General features: G+C 54.7%; 19 protein-coding genes. 11 read left to right on the plus strand and 8 right to left on the minus strand.

The features are described 5' to 3' along the window. The first annotated feature begins 63 nt into the window (after positions 1-63). Positions 64-819, plus strand: a complete 756-nt coding sequence (gene hutC, locus ACPXSQ_RS02320; RefSeq protein WP_014606249.1) for a histidine utilization repressor — start codon at positions 64-66, stop codon at positions 817-819. On the opposite strand, the gene ACPXSQ_RS02325 is transcribed toward hutC, so the two are convergent. Further along, positions 803-1,348 carry a HutD/Ves family protein gene (locus ACPXSQ_RS02325; protein WP_426142645.1) on the minus strand — a complete coding sequence of 182 codons (546 nt, stop codon included), beginning with the start codon at positions 1,346-1,348 and terminating at the stop codon, positions 803-805. The genes hutC and ACPXSQ_RS02325 overlap by 17 nt on opposite strands. Beyond that, a complete protein-coding gene (locus ACPXSQ_RS02330; protein ID WP_015700693.1) occupies positions 1,345-2,700 on the minus strand; it encodes a formimidoylglutamate deiminase in 1,356 nt (451 codons plus the stop codon). Before ACPXSQ_RS02330 ends, ACPXSQ_RS02325 begins: the two co-directional genes overlap by 4 nt. An 84-nt stretch (positions 2,701-2,784) precedes the next feature. Here ACPXSQ_RS02330 and hutI point away from each other — a divergent pair, with 84 nt between their 5' ends. The 7 genes from hutI (at position 2,785) to ACPXSQ_RS02365 (ending at position 10,068) form a co-directional block, all read left to right on the plus strand. Then, on the plus strand, positions 2,785-4,002 hold the full coding sequence (hutI, locus tag ACPXSQ_RS02335; RefSeq protein WP_014593262.1) for an imidazolonepropionase: 1,218 nt from the start codon (positions 2,785-2,787) through the stop codon (positions 4,000-4,002). Then, complete coding sequence (gene hutG / locus ACPXSQ_RS02340) at positions 3,999-4,790, plus strand: N-formylglutamate deformylase (protein ID WP_014593263.1); 792 nt, start codon at positions 3,999-4,001, stop codon at positions 4,788-4,790. The genes hutI and hutG overlap by 4 nt, the downstream gene beginning before the upstream one ends. Positions 4,791-5,452: 662 nt before the next feature. Beyond that, a complete protein-coding gene (locus ACPXSQ_RS02345) occupies positions 5,453-6,301 on the plus strand; it encodes a transporter substrate-binding domain-containing protein (RefSeq protein ID WP_426142648.1) in 849 nt (282 codons plus the stop codon). A 12-nt stretch (positions 6,302-6,313) separates the two neighbouring features. Next, on the plus strand, positions 6,314-7,033 hold the full coding sequence (locus ACPXSQ_RS02350) for an ABC transporter permease (RefSeq protein WP_015700691.1): 720 nt from the start codon (positions 6,314-6,316) through the stop codon (positions 7,031-7,033). 11 nt (positions 7,034-7,044) lie between these two features. After that, positions 7,045-7,776: an ABC transporter permease gene (locus ACPXSQ_RS02355; protein WP_013025162.1), complete on the plus strand. Its 732-nt coding sequence runs from the start codon at positions 7,045-7,047 to the stop codon at positions 7,774-7,776. Between the two features lies 1 nt (position 7,777). Continuing rightward, on the plus strand, positions 7,778-8,569 hold the full coding sequence (locus tag ACPXSQ_RS02360) for an ABC transporter ATP-binding protein (protein WP_013025163.1): 792 nt from the start codon (positions 7,778-7,780) through the stop codon (positions 8,567-8,569). Continuing rightward, positions 8,569-10,068 (plus strand): HAL/PAL/TAL family ammonia-lyase, encoded by a 1,500-nt coding sequence (locus ACPXSQ_RS02365; protein WP_072138657.1) that lies wholly within the window; start codon positions 8,569-8,571, stop codon positions 10,066-10,068. Before ACPXSQ_RS02360 ends, ACPXSQ_RS02365 begins: the two co-directional genes overlap by 1 nt. Before the next feature lie 3 nt (positions 10,069-10,071). On the opposite strand, the gene ACPXSQ_RS02370 is transcribed toward ACPXSQ_RS02365, so the two are convergent. After that, entirely contained in the window at positions 10,072-10,701 is a 630-nt protein-coding gene (locus tag ACPXSQ_RS02370; RefSeq protein WP_014593268.1) for a flavin reductase family protein, read from the minus strand. A gap of 318 nt (positions 10,702-11,019) precedes the next feature. On the opposite strand from ACPXSQ_RS02370, the gene ACPXSQ_RS02375 reads away from it, so the two are divergent. Together ACPXSQ_RS02375 and rlmF are read left to right on the plus strand one after the other, a co-directional pair. After that, positions 11,020-12,126, plus strand: a complete 1,107-nt coding sequence (locus ACPXSQ_RS02375; protein WP_014593269.1) for an SDR family oxidoreductase — start codon at positions 11,020-11,022, stop codon at positions 12,124-12,126. A gap of 237 nt (positions 12,127-12,363) precedes the next feature. Continuing rightward, complete coding sequence (gene rlmF, locus ACPXSQ_RS02380; RefSeq protein ID WP_165836178.1) at positions 12,364-13,287, plus strand: 23S rRNA (adenine(1618)-N(6))-methyltransferase RlmF; 924 nt, start codon at positions 12,364-12,366, stop codon at positions 13,285-13,287. A gap of 35 nt (positions 13,288-13,322) precedes the next feature. Here the strand turns inward: rlmF and glnQ are convergent, their stop codons facing one another. The 5 genes from glnQ to rhtA all read right to left on the minus strand — a co-directional run bounded on the left by glnQ (position 13,323) and on the right by rhtA (position 17,595). Then, complete coding sequence (glnQ, locus tag ACPXSQ_RS02385; protein WP_014606242.1) at positions 13,323-14,045, minus strand: glutamine ABC transporter ATP-binding protein GlnQ; 723 nt, start codon at positions 14,043-14,045, stop codon at positions 13,323-13,325. After that, the gene (gene glnP / locus ACPXSQ_RS02390) at positions 14,042-14,701 is read right to left on the minus strand and encodes a glutamine ABC transporter permease GlnP (RefSeq protein ID WP_014593272.1); all 660 of its coding nucleotides are present in this window, start codon (positions 14,699-14,701) and stop codon (positions 14,042-14,044) included. The genes glnQ and glnP overlap by 4 nt, the downstream gene beginning before the upstream one ends. Before the next feature lie 76 nt (positions 14,702-14,777). Continuing rightward, complete coding sequence (glnH, locus tag ACPXSQ_RS02395) at positions 14,778-15,524, minus strand: glutamine ABC transporter substrate-binding protein GlnH (RefSeq protein ID WP_207806343.1); 747 nt, start codon at positions 15,522-15,524, stop codon at positions 14,778-14,780. Positions 15,525-15,857: 333 nt separating this feature from the next. Next, the gene (gene dps, locus ACPXSQ_RS02400; RefSeq protein ID WP_014593274.1) at positions 15,858-16,361 is read right to left on the minus strand and encodes a DNA starvation/stationary phase protection protein Dps; all 504 of its coding nucleotides are present in this window, start codon (positions 16,359-16,361) and stop codon (positions 15,858-15,860) included. Positions 16,362-16,683: 322 nt separating this feature from the next. Then, entirely contained in the window at positions 16,684-17,595 is a 912-nt protein-coding gene (rhtA, locus tag ACPXSQ_RS02405; protein WP_014606240.1) for a threonine/homoserine exporter RhtA, read from the minus strand. Positions 17,596-17,961: 366 nt separating this feature from the next. Here rhtA and ompX point away from each other — a divergent pair, with 366 nt between their 5' ends. Beyond that, positions 17,962-18,474, plus strand: a complete 513-nt coding sequence (gene ompX, locus ACPXSQ_RS02410) for an outer membrane protein OmpX (RefSeq protein WP_014606239.1) — start codon at positions 17,962-17,964, stop codon at positions 18,472-18,474. Positions 18,475-18,791 lie beyond the last annotated feature (317 nt).

An 18,791-nucleotide genomic window follows, 5' to 3' on the forward strand; every position in this document is an offset into this window, starting at 1 on the left:
ATGTATATACATCCAACCCTGCAGGCAGTAAACTCTGCGCATTATCTGCGAAAGGAAAACGTTATGGCCGAGCATACGGCAATTGCACAACTGGCGGCGGCCATGAGCGATGAACCTGCGCCTATTTATCAACGGGTCAAGCAGGCTATCATCAGCCAGATTCGTGAAGGACACTGGAAAGCAAATCAGCGCGTGCCCTCCGAAAGCGAGCTGGTCAATGAACTAGGCGTGAGCCGGATGACCATTAATCGTGCATTACGCGAGCTGACCAGCGAAGGGTTTCTGGTGCGTATGCAGGGCGTGGGGACATTTGTTGCCGAAATGAAAGGCTATACGGCCATGCTCGAAGTGCATAACATCGCCGATGAAATTGCCCAGCGCGGTCACCAGCACAGCTGCAAAATTCTGATGATGGGTCAGAACAAAGCCGATCCCGAGCAGGCTTCGGTTCTGGGGCTGACCACCGGGCAAACGCTGTTTCATTCGCTGATTGTGCATTATGAAAACGAGTTGCCGGTGCAGCTTGAAGACCGACTGGTGAATCCGCAGCTGGCTCCGGACTATCTGACTCAGGATTACCATACGCTCACGCCTTATACCTATCTGATGCGGGCGGCGCCGTTAACGGCAGGCGAGCACATCGTTGAAGCGGTGATGCCCGATGCGCGTCAGCGTAAACATCTGGCGATCGATGAGCATGAGCCCTGTCTGCTTATCCGCCGTCAGACCTGGAGCGACAATAAAATCGTGACCTATGCGCGATTACTCTATCCGGGCTCGCGCTATAAGCTGCTGGGCCGCTTCAAAGGACACGGGTAAGGCGCACGAACAGCAGTCTTGCCTCCGGACTGGCTGGCGAGAGCAGGGTGGAGTGATCTACCCACCATGTCCCCTGCTGCGCCTCTAACCGCGCGTCATCCGCGATGCGCCATTCTCCGGCTAGCACCCACGCCACGCCGTGCTCGCTGCAGACGGCTTCCGTAACGACGTCGGCCTGCGCCCGCCATGCGTCACGCCGCGTCATGACGTTAAAATCCTGACTGGCCTCTTTGCCTTCCAGACTGGCTTCAAGCGCCCATTCACCCGCGAAAGCCCAGGGGACTTCAGGCAGTAAGCGGTGCTCGCCTGCCGGACCGCGCAGCAGCACCGGGCTGCCGTTCAGCAGAGTAATGGTGCGATCTATGCCGTTGAACGTCGAAAACGGGCCGTCCTGAGCAATGGTCGCAATACTGGCTCGCCAGGCGAAATCGTCGGCATCAGGCGGAAAGCTGATAATCTCGCGTGTTTCGCCTCCGCCGTTGCGCCAGCGGCTGACGGGTAAGTTTTCCAGAGAAAATAACGTTCTCATTGCAGCGCCGCCATTGCCTGGGCGAAGCGCGCCGCGCAGGCGTGTTCTTCGGCATGATGCCCGTCGTTAATGACCCGATTGCCCGCCACATACACGTCGCGAATCTGATCGCGCTGGCCCGCAAACAGCCAACGGTTAAGCAGGGCGTGGTCATTCACGCTGCCCAGCCAGGCCTGATCGCGCAGTACCAGCCAGTCGGCGCGCTGCCCCACGGCCAGTGAACCACTCCTGATCCCACAGGCCTGAGCGCCGCCTGCAGCTGCCTGCTGCCACAGCAGGTCGCCGACGGAAGGCTGGTGAGCCAGGGCGATACGGTTACGACGGCGGTCGCGCAGACGCTGAGCATATTCCAGCCAGCGCAGCTCTTCCTGAACGCTCAATGAGACATGGCTGTCAGAGCCGATGCCCCAGCGACCGCCCTGAGCGATATAGTCCACCGCCGGGAAAATGCCGTCGCCAAGATTGGCTTCGGTAGTCGGACACAACCCGGCGACCGCGCCGCTGGTGGCAAGGCGCGTCACCTCGCTGTCATCAAGATGTGTGGCATGGATCAGGCACCAGCGCGCGTCAACGTCAAAGCGGTTCATCAGCCAGCTCACCGGGCGCTCGCCGCTCCAGGCCAGGCTGTCGTTCACCTCTTTTTCCTGCTCGGCAACGTGGATGTGCACCGGTAACGACCGATCGCTGGCGGCTAACACTTCGTGCATTTGCACTTCGCTCACCGCACGCAGTGAGTGAAAGCACAGGCCCACGTTGTGCAATGGCTTGTCTTTCACCCACGCCTGTAGTCGAGCCTGCTGTTGCAGGTAGTTGTCGGTCTGCTGAATAAAGCGTTTCTGCCCGGCCACAGGCGGCTGCGCGCCAAACCCGCTGTAGCTGTAAAGCACCGGGAGCAACGTTTGGCCAATGCCCGCGATATCAGCAGCGGCAATCAGCTGCTGCAGCATGGCATCATCGACATAGGGCGCGCCGTTAACGTCATGATGCAGATAATGGAATTCTGCAACCTGGCAGTAGCCACCTTTTAACATATCGATGTACAGCAACGCGGCAATATCGCCCACCTGCTGGGGCGTCAGGCGCTGAACCATGCGATACATTAAGTCGCGCCAGGTCCAGAAGCTGTCTTGCGGATCGCCCGCCACTTCGGCCAGACCGGCCATGGCGCGCTGAAAAGCATGAGAGTGCAGATTTGCGATAGCGGGAATGACCTCGCCGGGTAAGCGACATGCCTGACGGTCATCACTGTTGGGCGTGATAGCCTCAATGATTCCGGCCGGACTGACGTGGATGCGTACCTGTTTGTACCAGCCATCAGCCAGGAGTGCGCGGGGCGCAAAAAAAGTTGCCATAGTTGATCCTCAAGGGATGTGGTTGTATATACATATACATACTTTAAAGTGGGCTGTAAACGGCGAGAGTAACGAGAGGCAGGAATGGCAGAAGAACTCCAGGTAGACAGTGTGTGGACCGGTGCTGATGTGGTGACCATGCGCGGTGGCCGCTACGCGATGATTGAGCAGGGGGCGCTGGCGGTGAAGGCAGACAAGCTGGTGTGGGTAGGCGCCGCCGCGGATATGCCTGCCTTTAGCGCACAAAAACATCATCAGTTACCGGGCGGGATCATCACGCCAGGGCTGGTCGATTGTCATACGCATCTGGTTTTTGGTGGGGATCGCAGTCAGGAATTTGAACAGCGTCTCAACGGGGTCAGTTATGCCGACATAGCGGCACAGGGCGGGGGGATCCTCTCTACCGTTCGGGCTACGCGCGCGGCCAGCGAGCAGGCACTGGTTTCATCGGCCCGCTGGCGACTGAATCGTTTACTGGCTGAAGGCGTGACGACTGTCGAGATCAAATCCGGTTACGGGCTGGACGAAGAGAGCGAATTACGTATGCTGCGCGCCATCCGCCAACTGGGTAAAGAGGTGGCTGCGGATGTGCAGGCAACCTGCCTTGCTGCGCACGCTTTTCCGCCGGAATTTAAACAGGATCCCGAGGGCTGGATAGCGATTATCTGCGAACGCCTGCTGCCTCAGGTCAAAGCCGAAGGGCTGGCTGACGCGGTTGATGCTTTCTGTGAACATCTGGCCTTTTCTCCTCAGCAGGTAGCCCGGGTGTTTGAGCGGGCAAAGGCGCTGGGGCTGCCGGTAAAACTTCATGCAGAGCAGTTGTCTGCGCTGGGTGGTGCGGCGCTGGCAGCACGCCATGACGCGCTCTCAGCCGATCACCTGGAATATGCTACCGAGCAGGATGTCCAGGCGATGGCCGGGCACGGCACGGTCGCGGTACTGCTGCCTGGCGCATTTTACCTGTTACGGGAAACGCAGCGCCCACCTGTGGCGCTGTTTCGCCGCTATGGCGTGCCCATGGCGCTGGCGAGTGATGCCAACCCTGGTACCTCTCCGGCCCTGTCACTGCGGTTAATGCTCAATATGGGCTGCACGTTATTTGGCATGACGCCGGAAGAGGCGCTGGCCGGCGTCACCCTGTGGGGCGCGAAGGCGCTAGGGCTGGAAGCCAGCCACGGCTCGCTTGAGGCTGGCAAAGTTGCCAGTTTTGTCCACTGGCCGCTGGCTCGCCCGGCGGAACTGGTTTACTGGCTGGGCGGTGAACTGCCCTGTACGGTCATCTATCGCGGAGAAGCACAATGACACCTTTTCATTTCACCCAGGGCAATATTCCCCTACTGGTCAGTATCCCTCATGCCGGTACGCTGTTGACACCGGAAGTGGAGGAGGGACTCAGCGAGGCCGCCCGCAACTTACCTGACACCGACTGGCACCTGCCACAACTTTATGATTTTCTGCGTGATATGGGAGCGAGCATTATCATCGGTCGCTACTCACGATTTGTTATCGATCTGAATCGCCCGTCGGATAATCAACCGCTCTATACCACGGCCACGACCGGCCTGTTCCCCGAAACCCTGTTTGACGGCACGCCGACTTTTATCGAGGGCAAAACGCCCACGGATGCGCAGCGCCAGGGCTACATCAACGCTATCTGGCAACCTTACCATCAGCAGATTCAGCAGACGCTGGCGCAAATGAAAGCGGAGTTTGGTTACGCCTTACTGTTTGATGCGCACTCTATTGCCAGTGAAATTCCCCGTCTGTTTGAGGGGCGGTTGCCGGATCTCAATATTGGTACCAACGATGGGGCGAGCTGCAGCAGTGCCGTGATTAACGGACTCACCTCGGTGTGCCGCGCGCAGGATCGCTACAGCTGGGTGGTGAACGGCCGTTTCAAAGGCGGCTATATCACGCGTGCTTACGGGCAGCCGCAGCAGCAGGTTCAGGCTGTGCAGCTGGAGCTGTCGCAAATTAACTATATGGATGAAACGCCGCCGTTTACCTGGCATGAAGCGCGGGCTGCGCAGTTGAAGAAGGTGTTAAAGCCGCTGCTGCATAGCTTTCTCGAACAGGGAAAAACGGGCTGAGGCGTAACCCAATCACCGCGGCCCGGCTGGCGGTTTTGGCCGGCGCAGAATAACGGACCTGATGGGCTTCGGCCACTTAGCGCCCGTTGGCACAATAGCACACAGCCGGGCGCCACGCTGGGTCCCGGCTGCCTCCTTTTACCGCATACCGCACGACTTTCTCCCACGACTCTCAGCATCTTTTCGCCTGTTCAGGCAAGGCATTTACAGGTGCGCGCCAGGCATGAAGAGGCTGAGCGATGATGTTCGCCAGACCGGTGAGAGGGGCTAAATGCAGGGCGCTTATCCGTGATCCCCGCCAGGCGATAACATAATCGGTTGCCGATCTGTTTCTGTCCGCCGCAGTACTGCGCGCAAGTTTGCGCTGAATGTGTGCAGTGCTGCACCTGAAACGGGCATTGGCCTGGTAAGAGCACTTTCACCGGGCAACGGGGCGGCGGTTGCCGAGCGTCCTGAACTGGCACGACCTTTGCTAGGTTGTATGTACAAGTTAGCTCTGTTCGATATCCCGTTGCTATTTATCGTGTCTGGCTCACAAAACGATCAAGCCGACAATGAATTCGACGATGTTAGCTTGTATATACATGATTCATCATCTTGTAAGTTTTTTGTTAAAACAACACTGACACTCTTAAAACGCATTTTCATCCAGGAGAAGCCGTATGAAGCACCCCGAAGCGTTTCGCCGTTTTTGCCTTACGACCCTGTTTTCCAGCCTGCTGCTCAGCACCATTGCGGTGCAGGCGAAAGAGTGGAAATCGATCACGATAGCGACGGAGGGCAGCTATGAACCCTGGAACCTGACGCTGCCCGGCGGCAAACTCGGGGGATTTGAGCCGGAACTCATGGCCAACCTGTGCAAGCGCATCGGCATGGAATGCAAACTGGTTGTCCAGAACTGGGATGGCATGATTGCCGGGCTGAATGCGGGTAAATACGACGTGATCATGGACGCCATTGTGATCACGCCAGAGCGAAAAAAAGTGGTCAGTTTTACGCTTCCCTATGCCTCTACGCCAGCCACCTTTATTGCCGTAAAAGGGACGCTGCTCCCCCCGGGCAAGGGCGTGACGAAGTTGCATGATGATGAAAAAGAGATTGAAGCCGCGCTGGCACCGATAAAGGCGGCCCTGAAAGGAAAAACCATCGGTATTGCCTCCGGCACGGTATACACGCCTTTTATCGATAAATATTTCAAAGGCGTGGCCGACATACGCGAATACACCACCTCTGCCGATGCCATTCTGGATTTACAGGCTGGACGTATTGATGCGGTGTTTGACGATGTGACCTTTGCCAAATCAATGCTGACGCGCAAAGACAACAGCAACCTGGCCTTCAGCGGTCCGCAACTGGGCGGCCCGATCTGGGGCGAAGGTGAAGCCATGGGCGTGCGGATGGCAGACGGCGATCTGAAAGCAAAACTGGACGATGCCATCAAGGCCGCGCTGGCTGACGGCACCGTAAAAGAGCTCAGCGAGAAATGGTTTAAAACTGACGTTACGCCATAAGTGAGGTCGAGCATGATGAGCCTGCTGGGTTTTGGCGCAGATGGCTGGGGGCGGCTGATAGTGAGCGCAACGCTCACTACATTGCTGTTGTCGCTGGTCGCGCTGATGGTAGGAGCCGTCGTAGGCTCAGGCATCGCCGCGGCGAAATTGTCTTCTCACCGTCCCTTACGCTGGTTGGGTGAGGGCTATTCGGTGATTTTTCGCGGCATCCCGGAGCTACTGGTGATCTACCTGTTTTACTTTGGTGGTTCAGGCCTGATCACCCAGATCGGTCAAATATTTGGTGCGCAGGGATTTATCGAGGCGCCGCCTTTTCTGATCGGCGCACTGGCGATCGGGCTGATTTCGGGCTCCTATCAGGCTGAAGTTTATCGTGCTGCCCGGCTGGCGCTGTCCCGGGGCGAAGTGGAAGCGGCGGTGGCAACAGGCATGTCGCGTTGGCGAATTCGTCAGCGCATCCTGCTGCCTCAGGTGGCGCGCTACGCGCTGCCTGGCCTGTCCAATGTCTGGCAGATGAGCCTGAAAGACTCTGCGTTGGTTTCGGTCACCGGCATCGTGGAGCTGATGCGCGCCAGTCAGGTCGCGGCGGGTTCTACGCGGGACTACTTCACCTTTTATCTGATCGGCGGCGGATGCTATCTGTTGTTAACTGTGCTGTCGAATCGGGCTTTTCTGCGCGTGGAAGCTCGTCTGGGCCGCGCCTGGCAGAGCCGAACGGCGGCACAGCATTAAGGAACCGCACCATGATCGATTTTGCCTTTCTTGCTGATACTTTCCTGAAGTTAAGCGCCGCCCTGCCGGTTACGCTCGGCCTGTTTATCAGTTCATTCCTGTGCGGCGGCGTGCTGGCGGTGGGCATTCTGGCGCTGCGCATGAGCCGCTGGCGCATACTGAGCAGTTTTGCCCGTGGCTATATTCTGGTGTTTCGCGGTTCTCCCCTGATGATCCAGCTGTTTTTAATCTATTACGGCCTGGGCCAGTTTGGCGTGATTCGCCACAGTTTTGTCTGGCCGTTTTTACGTGAGCCATTCAGCTGTGCCGTGCTGGCGCTGTCCCTGTGCACTGCTGCCTATACGGCAGAAATCCTGCGTGGTGCGTTGCTGGCGGTGCCCGCCGGGCAGGTGGAAGCCGGTATGGCGTGCGGTATGTCGCGCTGGCTGCTGCTGCGGCGCATTATTGCGCCCGTGATGTTGCGCTATGCCTTGCCGGCCTATTCAACCGAAGCCATTTTGCTGGTGAAGTCCACCGCACTCGCCAGCCTGGTTACCGTGTGGGATGTCACGGGCGTGGCGCAGCAGATTATCCAGCGTACCTACCGCACGATGGAAGTGTTTCTGTGTGCCGCCGCCATTTACCTAATCCTCAATTTCATCATCGTGCAGCTGTATGCCCTGCTTGAGCGTCGACTGACGCCGGTTCATCAGCCCGCAAAGAAGCCGCTAGCGGCCATTAAACCCGTCCCTGGGGGAGATTAAGATGCAGGATTCATCCGCCGTAACGCTGTCCGCCAGCGATATCCATAAATCATTTGGCGCCATGGAAGTGCTGAAAGGCATTTCATTACAGGCCCACAAAGGTGACGTCATTTCGATCCTCGGCGCCAGCGGCTCGGGCAAAAGTACCTTGCTGCGCTGTATTAACCTGCTGGAAACACCCGATTCCGGCGTGGTAAGCGTCGGCGGGGAAACCATTGAGATGAAACGCCATGCCCGCGGGCATCAACTGGCCGCGAATCCCAAACAGGTGGAACGTTTGCGCTCACGCCTGGGGATGGTTTTTCAGAGCTTCAATCTCTGGTCCCATATGACCGTGCTGCAAAACGTCATTGAAGGGCCGCACTATGTTCTGAAACGCGATAAGAAAACCTGTATTGCGCAGGCAGAACAGCTGCTGGACCGGGTCGGACTTTTGAATCGCAAAGGTTTTTATCCGGCCCAGTTGTCGGGTGGTCAACAGCAGCGCGTCGCCATTGCCCGTGCGCTAGCCATGGACCCGGAGGTGATGTTATTTGATGAGCCCACTTCGGCACTTGATCCTGAACTGGTCGGTGAAGTGCTGAAGGTCATGCGCAGTCTGGCAGAAGAGGGGCGCACCATGTTAGTGGTGACGCATGAAATGGGGTTTGCCCGCCACGTATCAAACCGGGTGATATTTATGCATCAAGGCACCATTGACTGTCAGGGAACGCCGGATGACATGTTCGGTGAGGGCGGCTCGGCGCGCTTCAGGCAGTTTATCTCCAGCCACCATGCAGCGGAGTCTGTGTGATGAGTCGCGTTGTTGTCTGGGGAGACGCGCCGGTAGCCTGGCAGGAGGTGGTTGAGGTCGCCCGCCACGATGCCGAGCTGGTGCTGAGCGAGAGTGCCTGGCAGCGCATTGCCCGGGGGCGAGAAATCGTAACGAATATCGTTGCGAGTGGTCAGATCGCCTATGGCATCAACACGGGGCTGGGGGCGCTGTGCAATATTATGCTGGCGGAAGAAGAGCTGAGTCAGCTGTCGCGTAACACCCTGTTAAGTCATGCCTGTGGCGTGGGGCCGCTGCTGGCAAAACATGAGGTGCGCGCTATCTTATGCGCCGCGATAGCGAACTACAGTCACGGGAAATCCGGCGTGTCGGTCGAACTTGTTCGGCGCCTGTTGGTGCTGCTTAACCAGCACATTACGCCTCAGGTGCCTTCGCAGGGATCGGTAGGGTATTTGACGCACATGGCGCATATCAGCCTGACGCTGATTGGCGTGGGCGAGGCGGAATTTGATGGGCAGATTGTGCCTGCCAGTGAGGCGCTGGCGCGGACCGGACTCACGCCCTATCGACCTGGTGCAAAAGAGGGGCTTAGCCTGGTAAACGGTACGCCGTGCATGACCGGACTGGCCTGCCTGGCGCTGGATGATGCCCGCCGTTTGCTGGACTGGGCGGACGTTACCGGAGCCATGAGTTTTGAAGCCTTGCGTGGTCAGCTGGTTGCCTTTGATGAAGAGGTGTTGTCCCTTAAAGCCAGCCCGGGTATCCAGCGCAGCGGCGAGCGGTTACGGCGTTTACTGGGCGACAGCCCGCTATTGAAGATAAGCAGCGGCATCCGGACCCAGGATGCATTGAGCCTGCGATCCATGCCGCAGGTGCACGGTGCCTGCCGCGATCAGTTTGCACATGTCGAGCGTCAGATTGCAACGGAACTCAACGCCTGTACCGATAATCCACTGGTAATGGGCACACCGCAGGCCTGGCGCGTGGTCTCACAAGCGCATCCACACGGTGAATCGGTCGCGATGGCCTGCGACCTGCTGGCCATCGCCCTGGCGGAACTGGGGAGCATTGCCGAACGGCGCCTGGATCGTCTGGTCAACCCGTTGGTCAGCGGCTTACCGCCTTTCCTGGTCGGCCAGCCCGGCGTCAACTCCGGCATGATGATTGCGCAATACGTGGCGGCTTCGCTCTGTGCTGAGAATCGCCAGTTGGCTCAGCCGGCGGTGCTGGATAACTACATCACCTCCGGGCTACAGGAAGACCACCTCAGCCTGGGAACCGGTGCGGCATTAAAATTGCTGAAAACCGTGAGTAACGTCTATCACATTCTCGCCATTGAATACCTGCTGGCGGCCCAGGCGCTGGAGTTCCACGGTGAGGCGCAACTGGCAAGTGGAACCCTTCGCGCCTGGCGACGTCTGCGTCAGATTGTACCCTGCTGGCAAGAGGATCGCTGGCTGGCACCGGAGATTGCCCGCGCGGTGCAGGTCCTTCGAACCCAGATGCCGGAGGTGCTCTGAGATTTATCCCCGCCGCGCATCCGGACGCACCAGGTCAAACCGCTGCGCCTCAGTGATCCCGTAATAGGCACTGGGGCCGCCCGCGCGCAGAATCGGTTCGGCTTTTGCCGTCTGATAAATCCCGTTTTCCAGTAGCCTTTCATCAATGTGGATAGCGACGGCTTCGCCTAACACCAGCCAGCTGTCGATGGCTTTTCCCTGCGCATCCTGCAACTGAATCAGCTGCGTGAGTTTACATTCAAAATTCACCGGACTTTCCTGCACCAGACTGGCGTTGACCTGAGAGGCGGCCAGGGGCGTTAAACCGGCAAGGGCAAACTCGTCCTGATCGGCGGGCGCAGAAATCGAACTTTCATTCATGGCCTCAGCCAGCGGACGGGTCGCCAGATTCCAGACAAATTCTTTGGTTTCAGCAATATTCTGCACACTGTCTTTCCAGCCGCTACTGGCAAAACCAATGATCGGCGGCAGGTAATTGAAACAGTTGAAAAAGCTGTAAGGGGCAAGATTACGTATGCCTTTGGCGCTGGTGGAGCTTATCCAGCCGATGGGGCGCGGGCCGATAATCGCATTGAGTGGATCGTGCGGCAGACCGTGTCCGGCGCGTGGCTGGTATGAATAACGTTTGTTCATGGTTGTCTCCCTGTAAAAGCTGATTCAAGCGTAGTGGGTAAATGGCTGTTGGCGGGGCAAATCTGTAAAAAAGGTCTCGATCAGGTACCGGATTATTCCTGAATAATAACAGCCGTTACTTTCTGTGCTAACGGATGAATTTTTATTTATATCAGTTATTTAAGTGTTATTTTCCGATTTTACTGCTGAAAACAGATGGTGCAAAAGTAAACGAAAAGTAAACGATTGCATTTTATACATTTTGTGCTAACAAAGTTTCGTATTTGTTTAACGAATTAGGTGCACTATACAACCTCATCAATTGTTCTCGTGGTCGATATGAAAAAAATTCTTGTTACAGGATCTTCTGGATTCGTTGGTGGTGCAGTTGTGGCAGAATTGCTGATGCGCCAGGATGTTGAGTTGCTGCTGCTTGTCAGAGCCAGCGATGCTAACCAGGGACTGGAGAGGGTTAAAGAAAATTTAACCAAGTTTTCATGTTCGGCACAGGCGATTCAACGCCTGACCGCAGATCATATTCTGGTCGGCGATCTCCTTGCACCCGAACTTTTTCTGGGTGATGCGCGTATCGATCAGGTCAGCCACGTTATCAACTGCGCAGCGATTGCGTCATTTGGTGAAAATAACGATATCTGGCGCGTCAACGTCGAAGGCACCTTTAAGCTGGCTGCCAGAATGGCTGGGCTGCCAGAATTCGTAAAATTTGTTCACGTGGGCACGGCAATGTCTTCCGCGCCGGATCAGGGTGAAGTCGTCAAAGAGGACCTGGTGCTGTCGTCACGTGAAGATCACATTGTCGATTACACCTATTCCAAATCTTATATCGAAAACAAGATCAAGCAGGAGTTACCGCACCTGCCGCTGGTCATTGCCCGTCCGTCCATCGTTGTTGGCCATTCTCAGGAAGGTTGTACGCCGTCAGGCAGCATTTTCTGGGTATTTAAAATGGTGATGAAGCTGGAGAAATTCCTCTGCTCGCTTGATGATCGTGTCGATGTTATCCCGGTGGACTACTGTGCAAAATCCCTGGTATTCCTGATGGATCACGGCTGCACCAAAGAGATGGTCTACCATATTTCTGCCGGTGAGCGCAGCAGCAACACCTTCTCTGAGATCGATTCGGCCTTTGCCACCGCAGAAAAAAGTGCACCGCTGGCACCTAACTATCTGCAAGTTGATTTCAGCGAAATCGTTAAAGAGCGTAAGAACTTTAAAAAGATTTACGGGCCTTGCAACGAACGCCTGATGCTGCGCGCGATGCGTCTGTACGGCGAGTTTGCCCGTCTGAATGTCGTGTTCTCTAATGATAAGTTGCTGCGTCTGGGAATGAGTTCGCCCCCGGGCTTTACCAGCTATATCGATCGTTGTGTAGAAACGACGAAAGGGATGCCCATCCAGGATTTAATGCGCGTCGATTTTAAATAATCCCGCATTCGTGCGTCGCGCCGCCAGCATGATGACTGGCGGCGCGCATTTTGCTCTCTGCTCATGCTTTTCCCTTCGTCTGCCTTTTATTCGCTTTGCAAAACACCCTAAACTGCGGTTCGCCTGCATAACGTCACCTGGCCTGCCCGCCATAAAGTCTGCTTTCAGCCGAGAATGCTGTTTATTTTCTGCCAGTCACAGCGTATTGTACGCGCGCCTGAAAACATGAGAGAAAGTATGAAAAAGTCTGCCAGCCCGTCGCTTTTCCACGCCCGAAACCGCCATCAGGGTGAATATGATTTTGCTGCCCTCACGGCGGCGCATCCACCGCTGGCAGCAAAGGTCCGGCCCAATGGTTATGGCGTCATGTCGGTTGATTTTGCCGATCCCGAGGCCGTGATGCTGCTTAACCAGGCGCTGCTTAAACTCTTCTACGGACTCGACTGGCAGCTGGCGCCGGGATCGCTGTGTCCGCCCGTGCCGGGGCGCGCCGACTACCTGCATTATCTGGCAGATCTCCTGGCGCTGGATAATCAGGGCAGGGTTCCCTCGGCCGACGTGCTGGATATTGGCTGCGGGGCAAACTGCATCTACCCCCTGATTGGGGTCGCAGAATACGGCTGGCGTTTCACCGGAACCGAAATCGACGACGCTGCCCTGAAAGCCGCAGGTAAAATTGTCGCCGCCAACGCCGGTATGGCGCGTCTGATCCGCTTACGTCGGCAAAAAAATCCTCAGGCGGTGCTGAACGGCGTTGTGAATAAAGGTGCGTTTTTCCATGCGGTCATCTGCAATCCGCCATTTCATGCGTCGGCTGCAGAGGCGGCGGCGGGTTCACAGCGTAAATCACGAAATCTGGGCTTACAGCAGTCGGCGCCGCTCAACTTTGGCGGTCAACATAATGAGCTCTGGTGCGAAGGCGGTGAAAAAGCGTTTGTGGGGAAAATGATTGCGGAAAGCGCTGGCCTGGCAAGTCAGGTGGTGTGGTTTACCTCACTGGTATCGCGAAAAGAGCATTTGCCTGCGCTGGAAAAACAGTTACAGGCACTGGATACCGCGGTGGTCCGGGTCGTCAATATGGCGCAGGGGCAGAAGCAGAGCCGTTTTCTGGCGTGGAGCTTTATGTCCGCCGCCCAACGCGCACAGCGTCTGTCACGATGAGACAGCAGCCCGTTATGGGCTGCTGTGTTAATCACTCAGGAGACGTGCTGTAAAAATTCGCGCAGACGTTCACTTGGCGGATGGCTGATCAGCGTGTCAGGATCGCCGTCTTCGGCAATGCGACCTTTATCAATAAAGATCAGCCTCGATGCGACTTTCTGTGCAAAGCCGACTTCATGGGTGACGATGACCATCGTCATGCCTTCTTCAGCCAGATCCTGCATCACCTTCAAAACTTCATGACGGAGTTCCGGGTCCAGCGCAGAGGTCGGCTCATCGAAAAGCATCATCTTGGGCTTAACCGCCAGCGCGCGGGCAATCGCGACACGCTGCTGCTGGCCGCCGGACAGCTCAGAGGGAAAGTGACCGGCGCGTTCGGCCAGGCCCACTTTAGCCAGCAGGCTTTGCGCCAGTTGACGAGCCTCTTCTTTGCTGGCACCCCGTACCCGAATCGGACCAAAAGCCACGTTATCCAGGGCGCTCATCTGCGGGAAAAGGTGAAACTGCTGGAACACCATGCCCGCTTCCTGACGAATCAGGCGATCGTCGACTTTCGGATCGTTAACTTTCAATCCATCGACAATCAGCTCACCGCTGGTGATCTCTTCCAGCTTGTTAATACAGCGCAGCAGTGTGGATTTACCGGAGCCGGATGGGCCAATAATCACCACCACTTCTCCCTGCTTAATTTTCAGGTCGATATTGTGTAGCACCTGGGTTTTGCCAAAATGCTTTGAGACGTCTTTAAATTCAATCACAGGATTTTCACCCTTTTCTCAATGCGGCGCAGCACAAAGCTCAACACCAACGTAATCACAAGATAGATAATCGCTACCGCACTCCAGATTTCCAGCGCGCGAAAGTTACCGGCAATAATTTCCTGGCCCTGACGCGTCAGTTCGGCCACGCCAATCACGATAAACAGAGAGGTATCTTTGATACTGACGATCCACTGGTTACCAAGCGGAGGGAGCATACGGCGCAGCGCTAACGGCATAATCACATAGCGCAGGGTTTCACGGCTCGACAGGCCCAGCGCCAGGCCGGCTTCGCGAAAACCTTTATTAATTGACAGCACGGCGCCGCGCGTGATTTCCGCAATATAAGCGCCCGAGTTGATCATGATGGTCACCACGGCAGCGGTGAAAGGATCGATACGTAAATCCGGGAAAGCCATTGGCAGGGCGAAATAGATAAACATGACCTGCACAACGATAGGCGTGCCACGAATGATTTCAATAAAAACCAGGGCAATATGATTGCTTATCCAGCCGCCGTAAGCGCGCGCAAAACCCGCGACCAGCCCGATGATCAAACCGCCCACCAGGCCGATAATGGAAATAATTAAGGTCATTTTTGCGCCTTCGAGCAGCGCGGGCATGGCTGGCCAAATGACGCTCCAGTCAAACTCCATGGTGAAACTCCAGTTGTTGCGATGGAAAAAAGCAGGGAAATCTTCCCTGCTGAAAAAAGTAAAACCGTTTCAGTTATTATTTAGGATCGGTGCCGAACCATTTTTTGTAGAGCTGGTTATACGTACCGTTCTCTTTAAGCGTTTTCAGGGCACCATTCACTTTTTCACGCAGGTCGTCACTGCCTTTCGGGAAGGCAATACCGTACTGTTGTGCTTCAATGGAATCACCGACTGCCTTGAAGCGGCCTTTGCCCGCAGTATTAATAAAGTAGAGGATGTTTGGCGTATCGTGCAGCACGGCGTCAGCACGGTTGGTGCCCAGTTCCATATAGGCGTTGTCGATGTTAGGGAACTGACGCAGATCTTTGGTTTTAATGTGGCTCTTGGCGTAATCCACCGAGCCGGTTCCGCTCTTCACCGCGACCACTTTGCCGTTCAGGTCATTGATGCTTTTGATGCCGTTTTCGTTATTACGCACCATCACCAGCAGACCACTTTTGTAATAGCCATCAGAAAATTCGATCGCTTTTTTACGTTCATCCGTAATGGTGATACCGGCTAAGGCCAGGTCAACGTTGCGCGTTTGCAGTGCAGGGATGATGCCACTGAAATCCATTGGCTTCAGGGTGTAATCCAGTTTTAATTCTTTGGCGATGGCGTCCCACAAATCCACATCAAACCCAACGTACTTATCACCCTGTTTAAATTCAAACGGGACAAAGGCGGTATCAGTGGCGACAATCAGTTTCTTTTCGGCTGCGGTAGCGGAGAGAGAGAAGGCCAGCGCCAGGGCGGCCACAGAGACGTTAAACAGCGATTTCATTATTTTTCCTTTTTACGACCGGGCTCAAAGCCAGGTTTGCGAGCTATCGTTTGCGGGCTATCATATGAAAAAATTATGCCAACTTTGCAAAAACCGCAGAATTCACCGCCTGTGACACAATCGCTGACACGATTCTGCACAGGTCAAACGGTGTGCACTGTTTTGGTGCTCTGTGTTGGTGCGGTGTGCTGCGGTGGTGCAGAGGTAGTGTGCATCAGACGGGAAAAACAGGAAGGGCAGGAAGTAAGAACTGTTAACAAAGTCATAAAATTATAATTACACAGACGTAAAAAAGGCGGGTTTCCCCGCCTGCTGACACCTCAGTGTCTGACTTTATTCGATATTGGATTCGATAAACCACAGGAATTTATCAAGATCACGCGAGGCGGCAGTGAAAATATCTGCAGTATCTTCGTCTTTAACTTCCGAAATCGCTTTACGTGTATCGTTAGCGACAATGCCGTAACGATCGGCCAGCGCTTTCAGATGATCTTGTACGCTGTGAATATTTAACGGATAGCTTTTCAGTGGCGTTTTGTCGTTCACAACTTGGGTCGTACCCAGTGCCACACCGCCCAACTGCACAACACGTTCTGCGATAGTATCCTGGTGATCGGTAATCGCGGTGCGGAAGCCATCCAGCATCTCATGCACGCCGATGAAGTTTGCACCACGCATGTTCCAGTGGGCTTGCTTGGTGATCAACGACAGATCAATGAACTCCACTACCAGGCGGTTGAGCACCTCAATGGTGGCTCTCTTTTCGTCATCTGCCACATCATTACGGGTGTAAAGTAGATCAGAAGATTTTGTTTTAACCAGTTTAGCGGTACTCATTGTTTCAGTCCTCTCATTCAATGGTTGTCCTAATCAAGTACGAAACTAAGTATAGCAGCGATTCCAGGGTTTGCAGGATTGGCCTTATCAATGGCTGAAATAGCATCTGCCTTAGCTCTAACGACGTAAACACCGAAAGAGTTAATAATATGTTAAATTTAACAGCGCTTTAAAGGTAATAAAAATCAGTTGGTTAGGTGGGGGTTCTGGAAAGAGGTTTTGTGTGTTTCAAAATATTAATTTTCAATGACATTTCTAATGAAATAATTATCAAGATGATTTTTATTGTTATTTAGCCTGTTTTTCAACAGGCTAAAGCGGATTATTTTTTTGCGTTGTCGGTCAATTCAACTTCATTTAACTGACTCTTTCTTGGACGCATCGTCAGGGTGGCGCCTGCGGAAGCCAGAATGATGGCCAGCAACGCCAGACATTGCTTACCCGAAAGGCTTTCATGCAGATACATCATCCCCGACAGAGCTGCCACTGCAGGCTCAAGGCTCATCAATGTGCCAAAGATGCGCGCCGGCAAGCGCGTTAATGCCACCATTTCCAGCGAGTAGGGCAGTGCTGTAGAAAGAAACGCCACCAGAATCGCGACGGGAACCACGCTCCACTGCCAGATGCCACTGGCGGCAAACGTCAGACCCACGGGAACAAAAACCAGCGAGGCAATAAGCGATCCGATGGCCACGGTCGCAGCACCATGTTCTGCCCCTGCGCGCTGGCCCGATAAGATATATATCGCCCAACAGGCGCCGGCACCCAGCGCGAACAGCGCGCCGACCGGATCCACCGAGGCAATGCCGGTGCTAAACGGCAGCAGGAACCACAGCCCTGCCACGGCAAGCAGGACCCAGACAAAGTCCAGCGCGCGGCGCGAACCGAGCAGCGCCAGCGTCAGTGGACCGACAAACTCCAGGCCCACCGCAATGCCTAAGGGCACGGTACGGATGGAGAGGTAGAACAAGAAGTTCATCGCGCCCAGTGACAAACCATAAATCAGCAGTGGCGTACGTTGTTCCCGGCTAAAACGCAGTCGCCAGGGTTTGAAAATAATGCACAGGATCAGGGTGCCAAATCCCAGACGCAGCGCAGTAATGCCGGTTGCGCCCACGGTGGGAAACAGGGTTTTCGCCAGCGAGGCACCGCCCTGAAGTGACAACATTGAGACAAGCAGAACAATAACGGGAATAAAAACGGGTGTAATGGACTTTAATGAGGTGGCTGACATCCTGTAGGCACTTCCCAAACATGAGCTAAAGATGACCAGTGTAATGGAAGTGGCGGTCAAAAAGAGGACGTAAACCGATTTTAATTTTGTCTGTTTGCCTGGATTTTAGGCACATTTGCGGCTGCAAAAGTAAATTAATGTCAGGATTTTTTAGGAATTAACTTAAAGCATGAAAATTTATTAAGCAGGTTTGTTGCAATCATATGACGTATTTTATAAGAAAAAAGAATGACATACGAAACTTCATTAACTTCCTGTTACACCAAACTATGTGTTAGACAACAAAATGCGGGCAGAGTTTCTCGCTAATTTTTGTTATATTTTTAGCGTTGTCAGGAGAGAAGTACTTTCACATTTGAGGTGGTTATGAAAAAAATTGCATGTCTTTCAGCATTAGCCTGTGTGTTAGCAGTAGCGACAGGTTCCGCCATGGCACAAAGCACTGTAACCGGTGGCTACGCACAGAGCGACTACCAGGGCGTTGCTAACAAAGCAAACGGCTTCAACCTGAAATATCGTTATGAAGACGGTTCTAACCCACTGGGTTGGATCGGCTCATTCACCTACACCGAGAAAGATCGTACCGAAGATGGCATTTACAATAAAGGCCAGTACTACGGCATCACCGGTGGTCCAGCATTCCGTCTGAATGACTGGGCAAGCATCTATGGTGTAGTCGGTGTTGGCTACGGTAAATACCAGCAGAACGACACTGCTTCACGCGGCAAAACTGATACCAGCGATTACGGTTTCTCTTACGGCGCAGGTATGCAGTTCAACCCAATGGAAAACGTTGCACTGGACGTGGGCTATGAGCAGAGCCGCATCCGTAGCGTTGACGTTGGCACCTGGATTGCTGGCGTAGGTTACAGCTTCTAAGTGATCTTAGTCGAGTTTAAAAAAACGGCCCTGTTAAGGGCCGTTTTTATTGGTGACAAAAAAACAGCCCGCCAGAGAGCGTCAGCCTGGCCTTCACGCCTTCCCAATATCGTCCATTACCCTGACTCCCTGCCGGATGCGGCGCCGCAGCCTGTCTCCCTCTGAGCTTACCGGCTTGCTCGTGCTGAAAACGACGGCTGCACAATGAAAAAAGCGATCCACCAGGCGATGCCGGAGACAGCCACGTGGTCGTGGGTTGCAAAATAAACGTGGGATTGCCACAGACAGGGTGATGCAAAAGTGAGAAGCGCTGGAGG

The sequence above is a fragment of the Pantoea sp. EEL5 genome, assembly GCF_049892805.1.
GTDB lineage: Bacteria > Pseudomonadota > Gammaproteobacteria > Enterobacterales > Enterobacteriaceae > Pantoea > Pantoea ananatis.

Bases quoted from the DNA above. Each gene is read 5' to 3' on its own strand.
- ACPXSQ_RS02355 (WP_013025162.1), top strand. From the start codon at position 7,045: ATGATCGATTTTGCCTTTCTTGCTGATACTTTCCTGAAGTTAAGCGCC.
- glnH (WP_207806343.1), bottom strand. From the start codon at position 15,524: ATGAAATCGCTGTTTAACGTCTCTGTGGCCGCCCTGGCGCTGGCCTTC.
- ACPXSQ_RS02330 (WP_015700693.1), bottom strand. From the start codon at position 2,700: ATGGCAACTTTTTTTGCGCCCCGCGCACTCCTGGCTGATGGCTGGTAC.
- hutG (WP_014593263.1), top strand. From the start codon at position 3,999: ATGACACCTTTTCATTTCACCCAGGGCAATATTCCCCTACTGGTCAGT.
- rlmF (WP_165836178.1), top strand. From the start codon at position 12,364: ATGAAAAAGTCTGCCAGCCCGTCGCTTTTCCACGCCCGAAACCGCCAT.
- ompX (WP_014606239.1), top strand. From the start codon at position 17,962: ATGAAAAAAATTGCATGTCTTTCAGCATTAGCCTGTGTGTTAGCAGTA.
- ACPXSQ_RS02325 (WP_426142645.1), bottom strand. From the start codon at position 1,348: ATGAGAACGTTATTTTCTCTGGAAAACTTACCCGTCAGCCGCTGGCGC.
- hutI (WP_014593262.1), top strand. From the start codon at position 2,785: ATGGCAGAAGAACTCCAGGTAGACAGTGTGTGGACCGGTGCTGATGTG.
- glnP (WP_014593272.1), bottom strand. From the start codon at position 14,701: ATGGAGTTTGACTGGAGCGTCATTTGGCCAGCCATGCCCGCGCTGCTC.
- ACPXSQ_RS02350 (WP_015700691.1), top strand. From the start codon at position 6,314: ATGATGAGCCTGCTGGGTTTTGGCGCAGATGGCTGGGGGCGGCTGATA.
- hutC (WP_014606249.1), top strand. From the start codon at position 64: ATGGCCGAGCATACGGCAATTGCACAACTGGCGGCGGCCATGAGCGAT.
- ACPXSQ_RS02375 (WP_014593269.1), top strand. From the start codon at position 11,020: ATGAAAAAAATTCTTGTTACAGGATCTTCTGGATTCGTTGGTGGTGCA.
- rhtA (WP_014606240.1), bottom strand. From the start codon at position 17,595: ATGTCAGCCACCTCATTAAAGTCCATTACACCCGTTTTTATTCCCGTT.
- ACPXSQ_RS02360 (WP_013025163.1), top strand. From the start codon at position 7,778: ATGCAGGATTCATCCGCCGTAACGCTGTCCGCCAGCGATATCCATAAA.
- ACPXSQ_RS02365 (WP_072138657.1), top strand. From the start codon at position 8,569: ATGAGTCGCGTTGTTGTCTGGGGAGACGCGCCGGTAGCCTGGCAGGAG.
- ACPXSQ_RS02345 (WP_426142648.1), top strand. From the start codon at position 5,453: ATGAAGCACCCCGAAGCGTTTCGCCGTTTTTGCCTTACGACCCTGTTT.
- dps (WP_014593274.1), bottom strand. From the start codon at position 16,361: ATGAGTACCGCTAAACTGGTTAAAACAAAATCTTCTGATCTACTTTAC.
- ACPXSQ_RS02370 (WP_014593268.1), bottom strand. From the start codon at position 10,701: ATGAACAAACGTTATTCATACCAGCCACGCGCCGGACACGGTCTGCCG.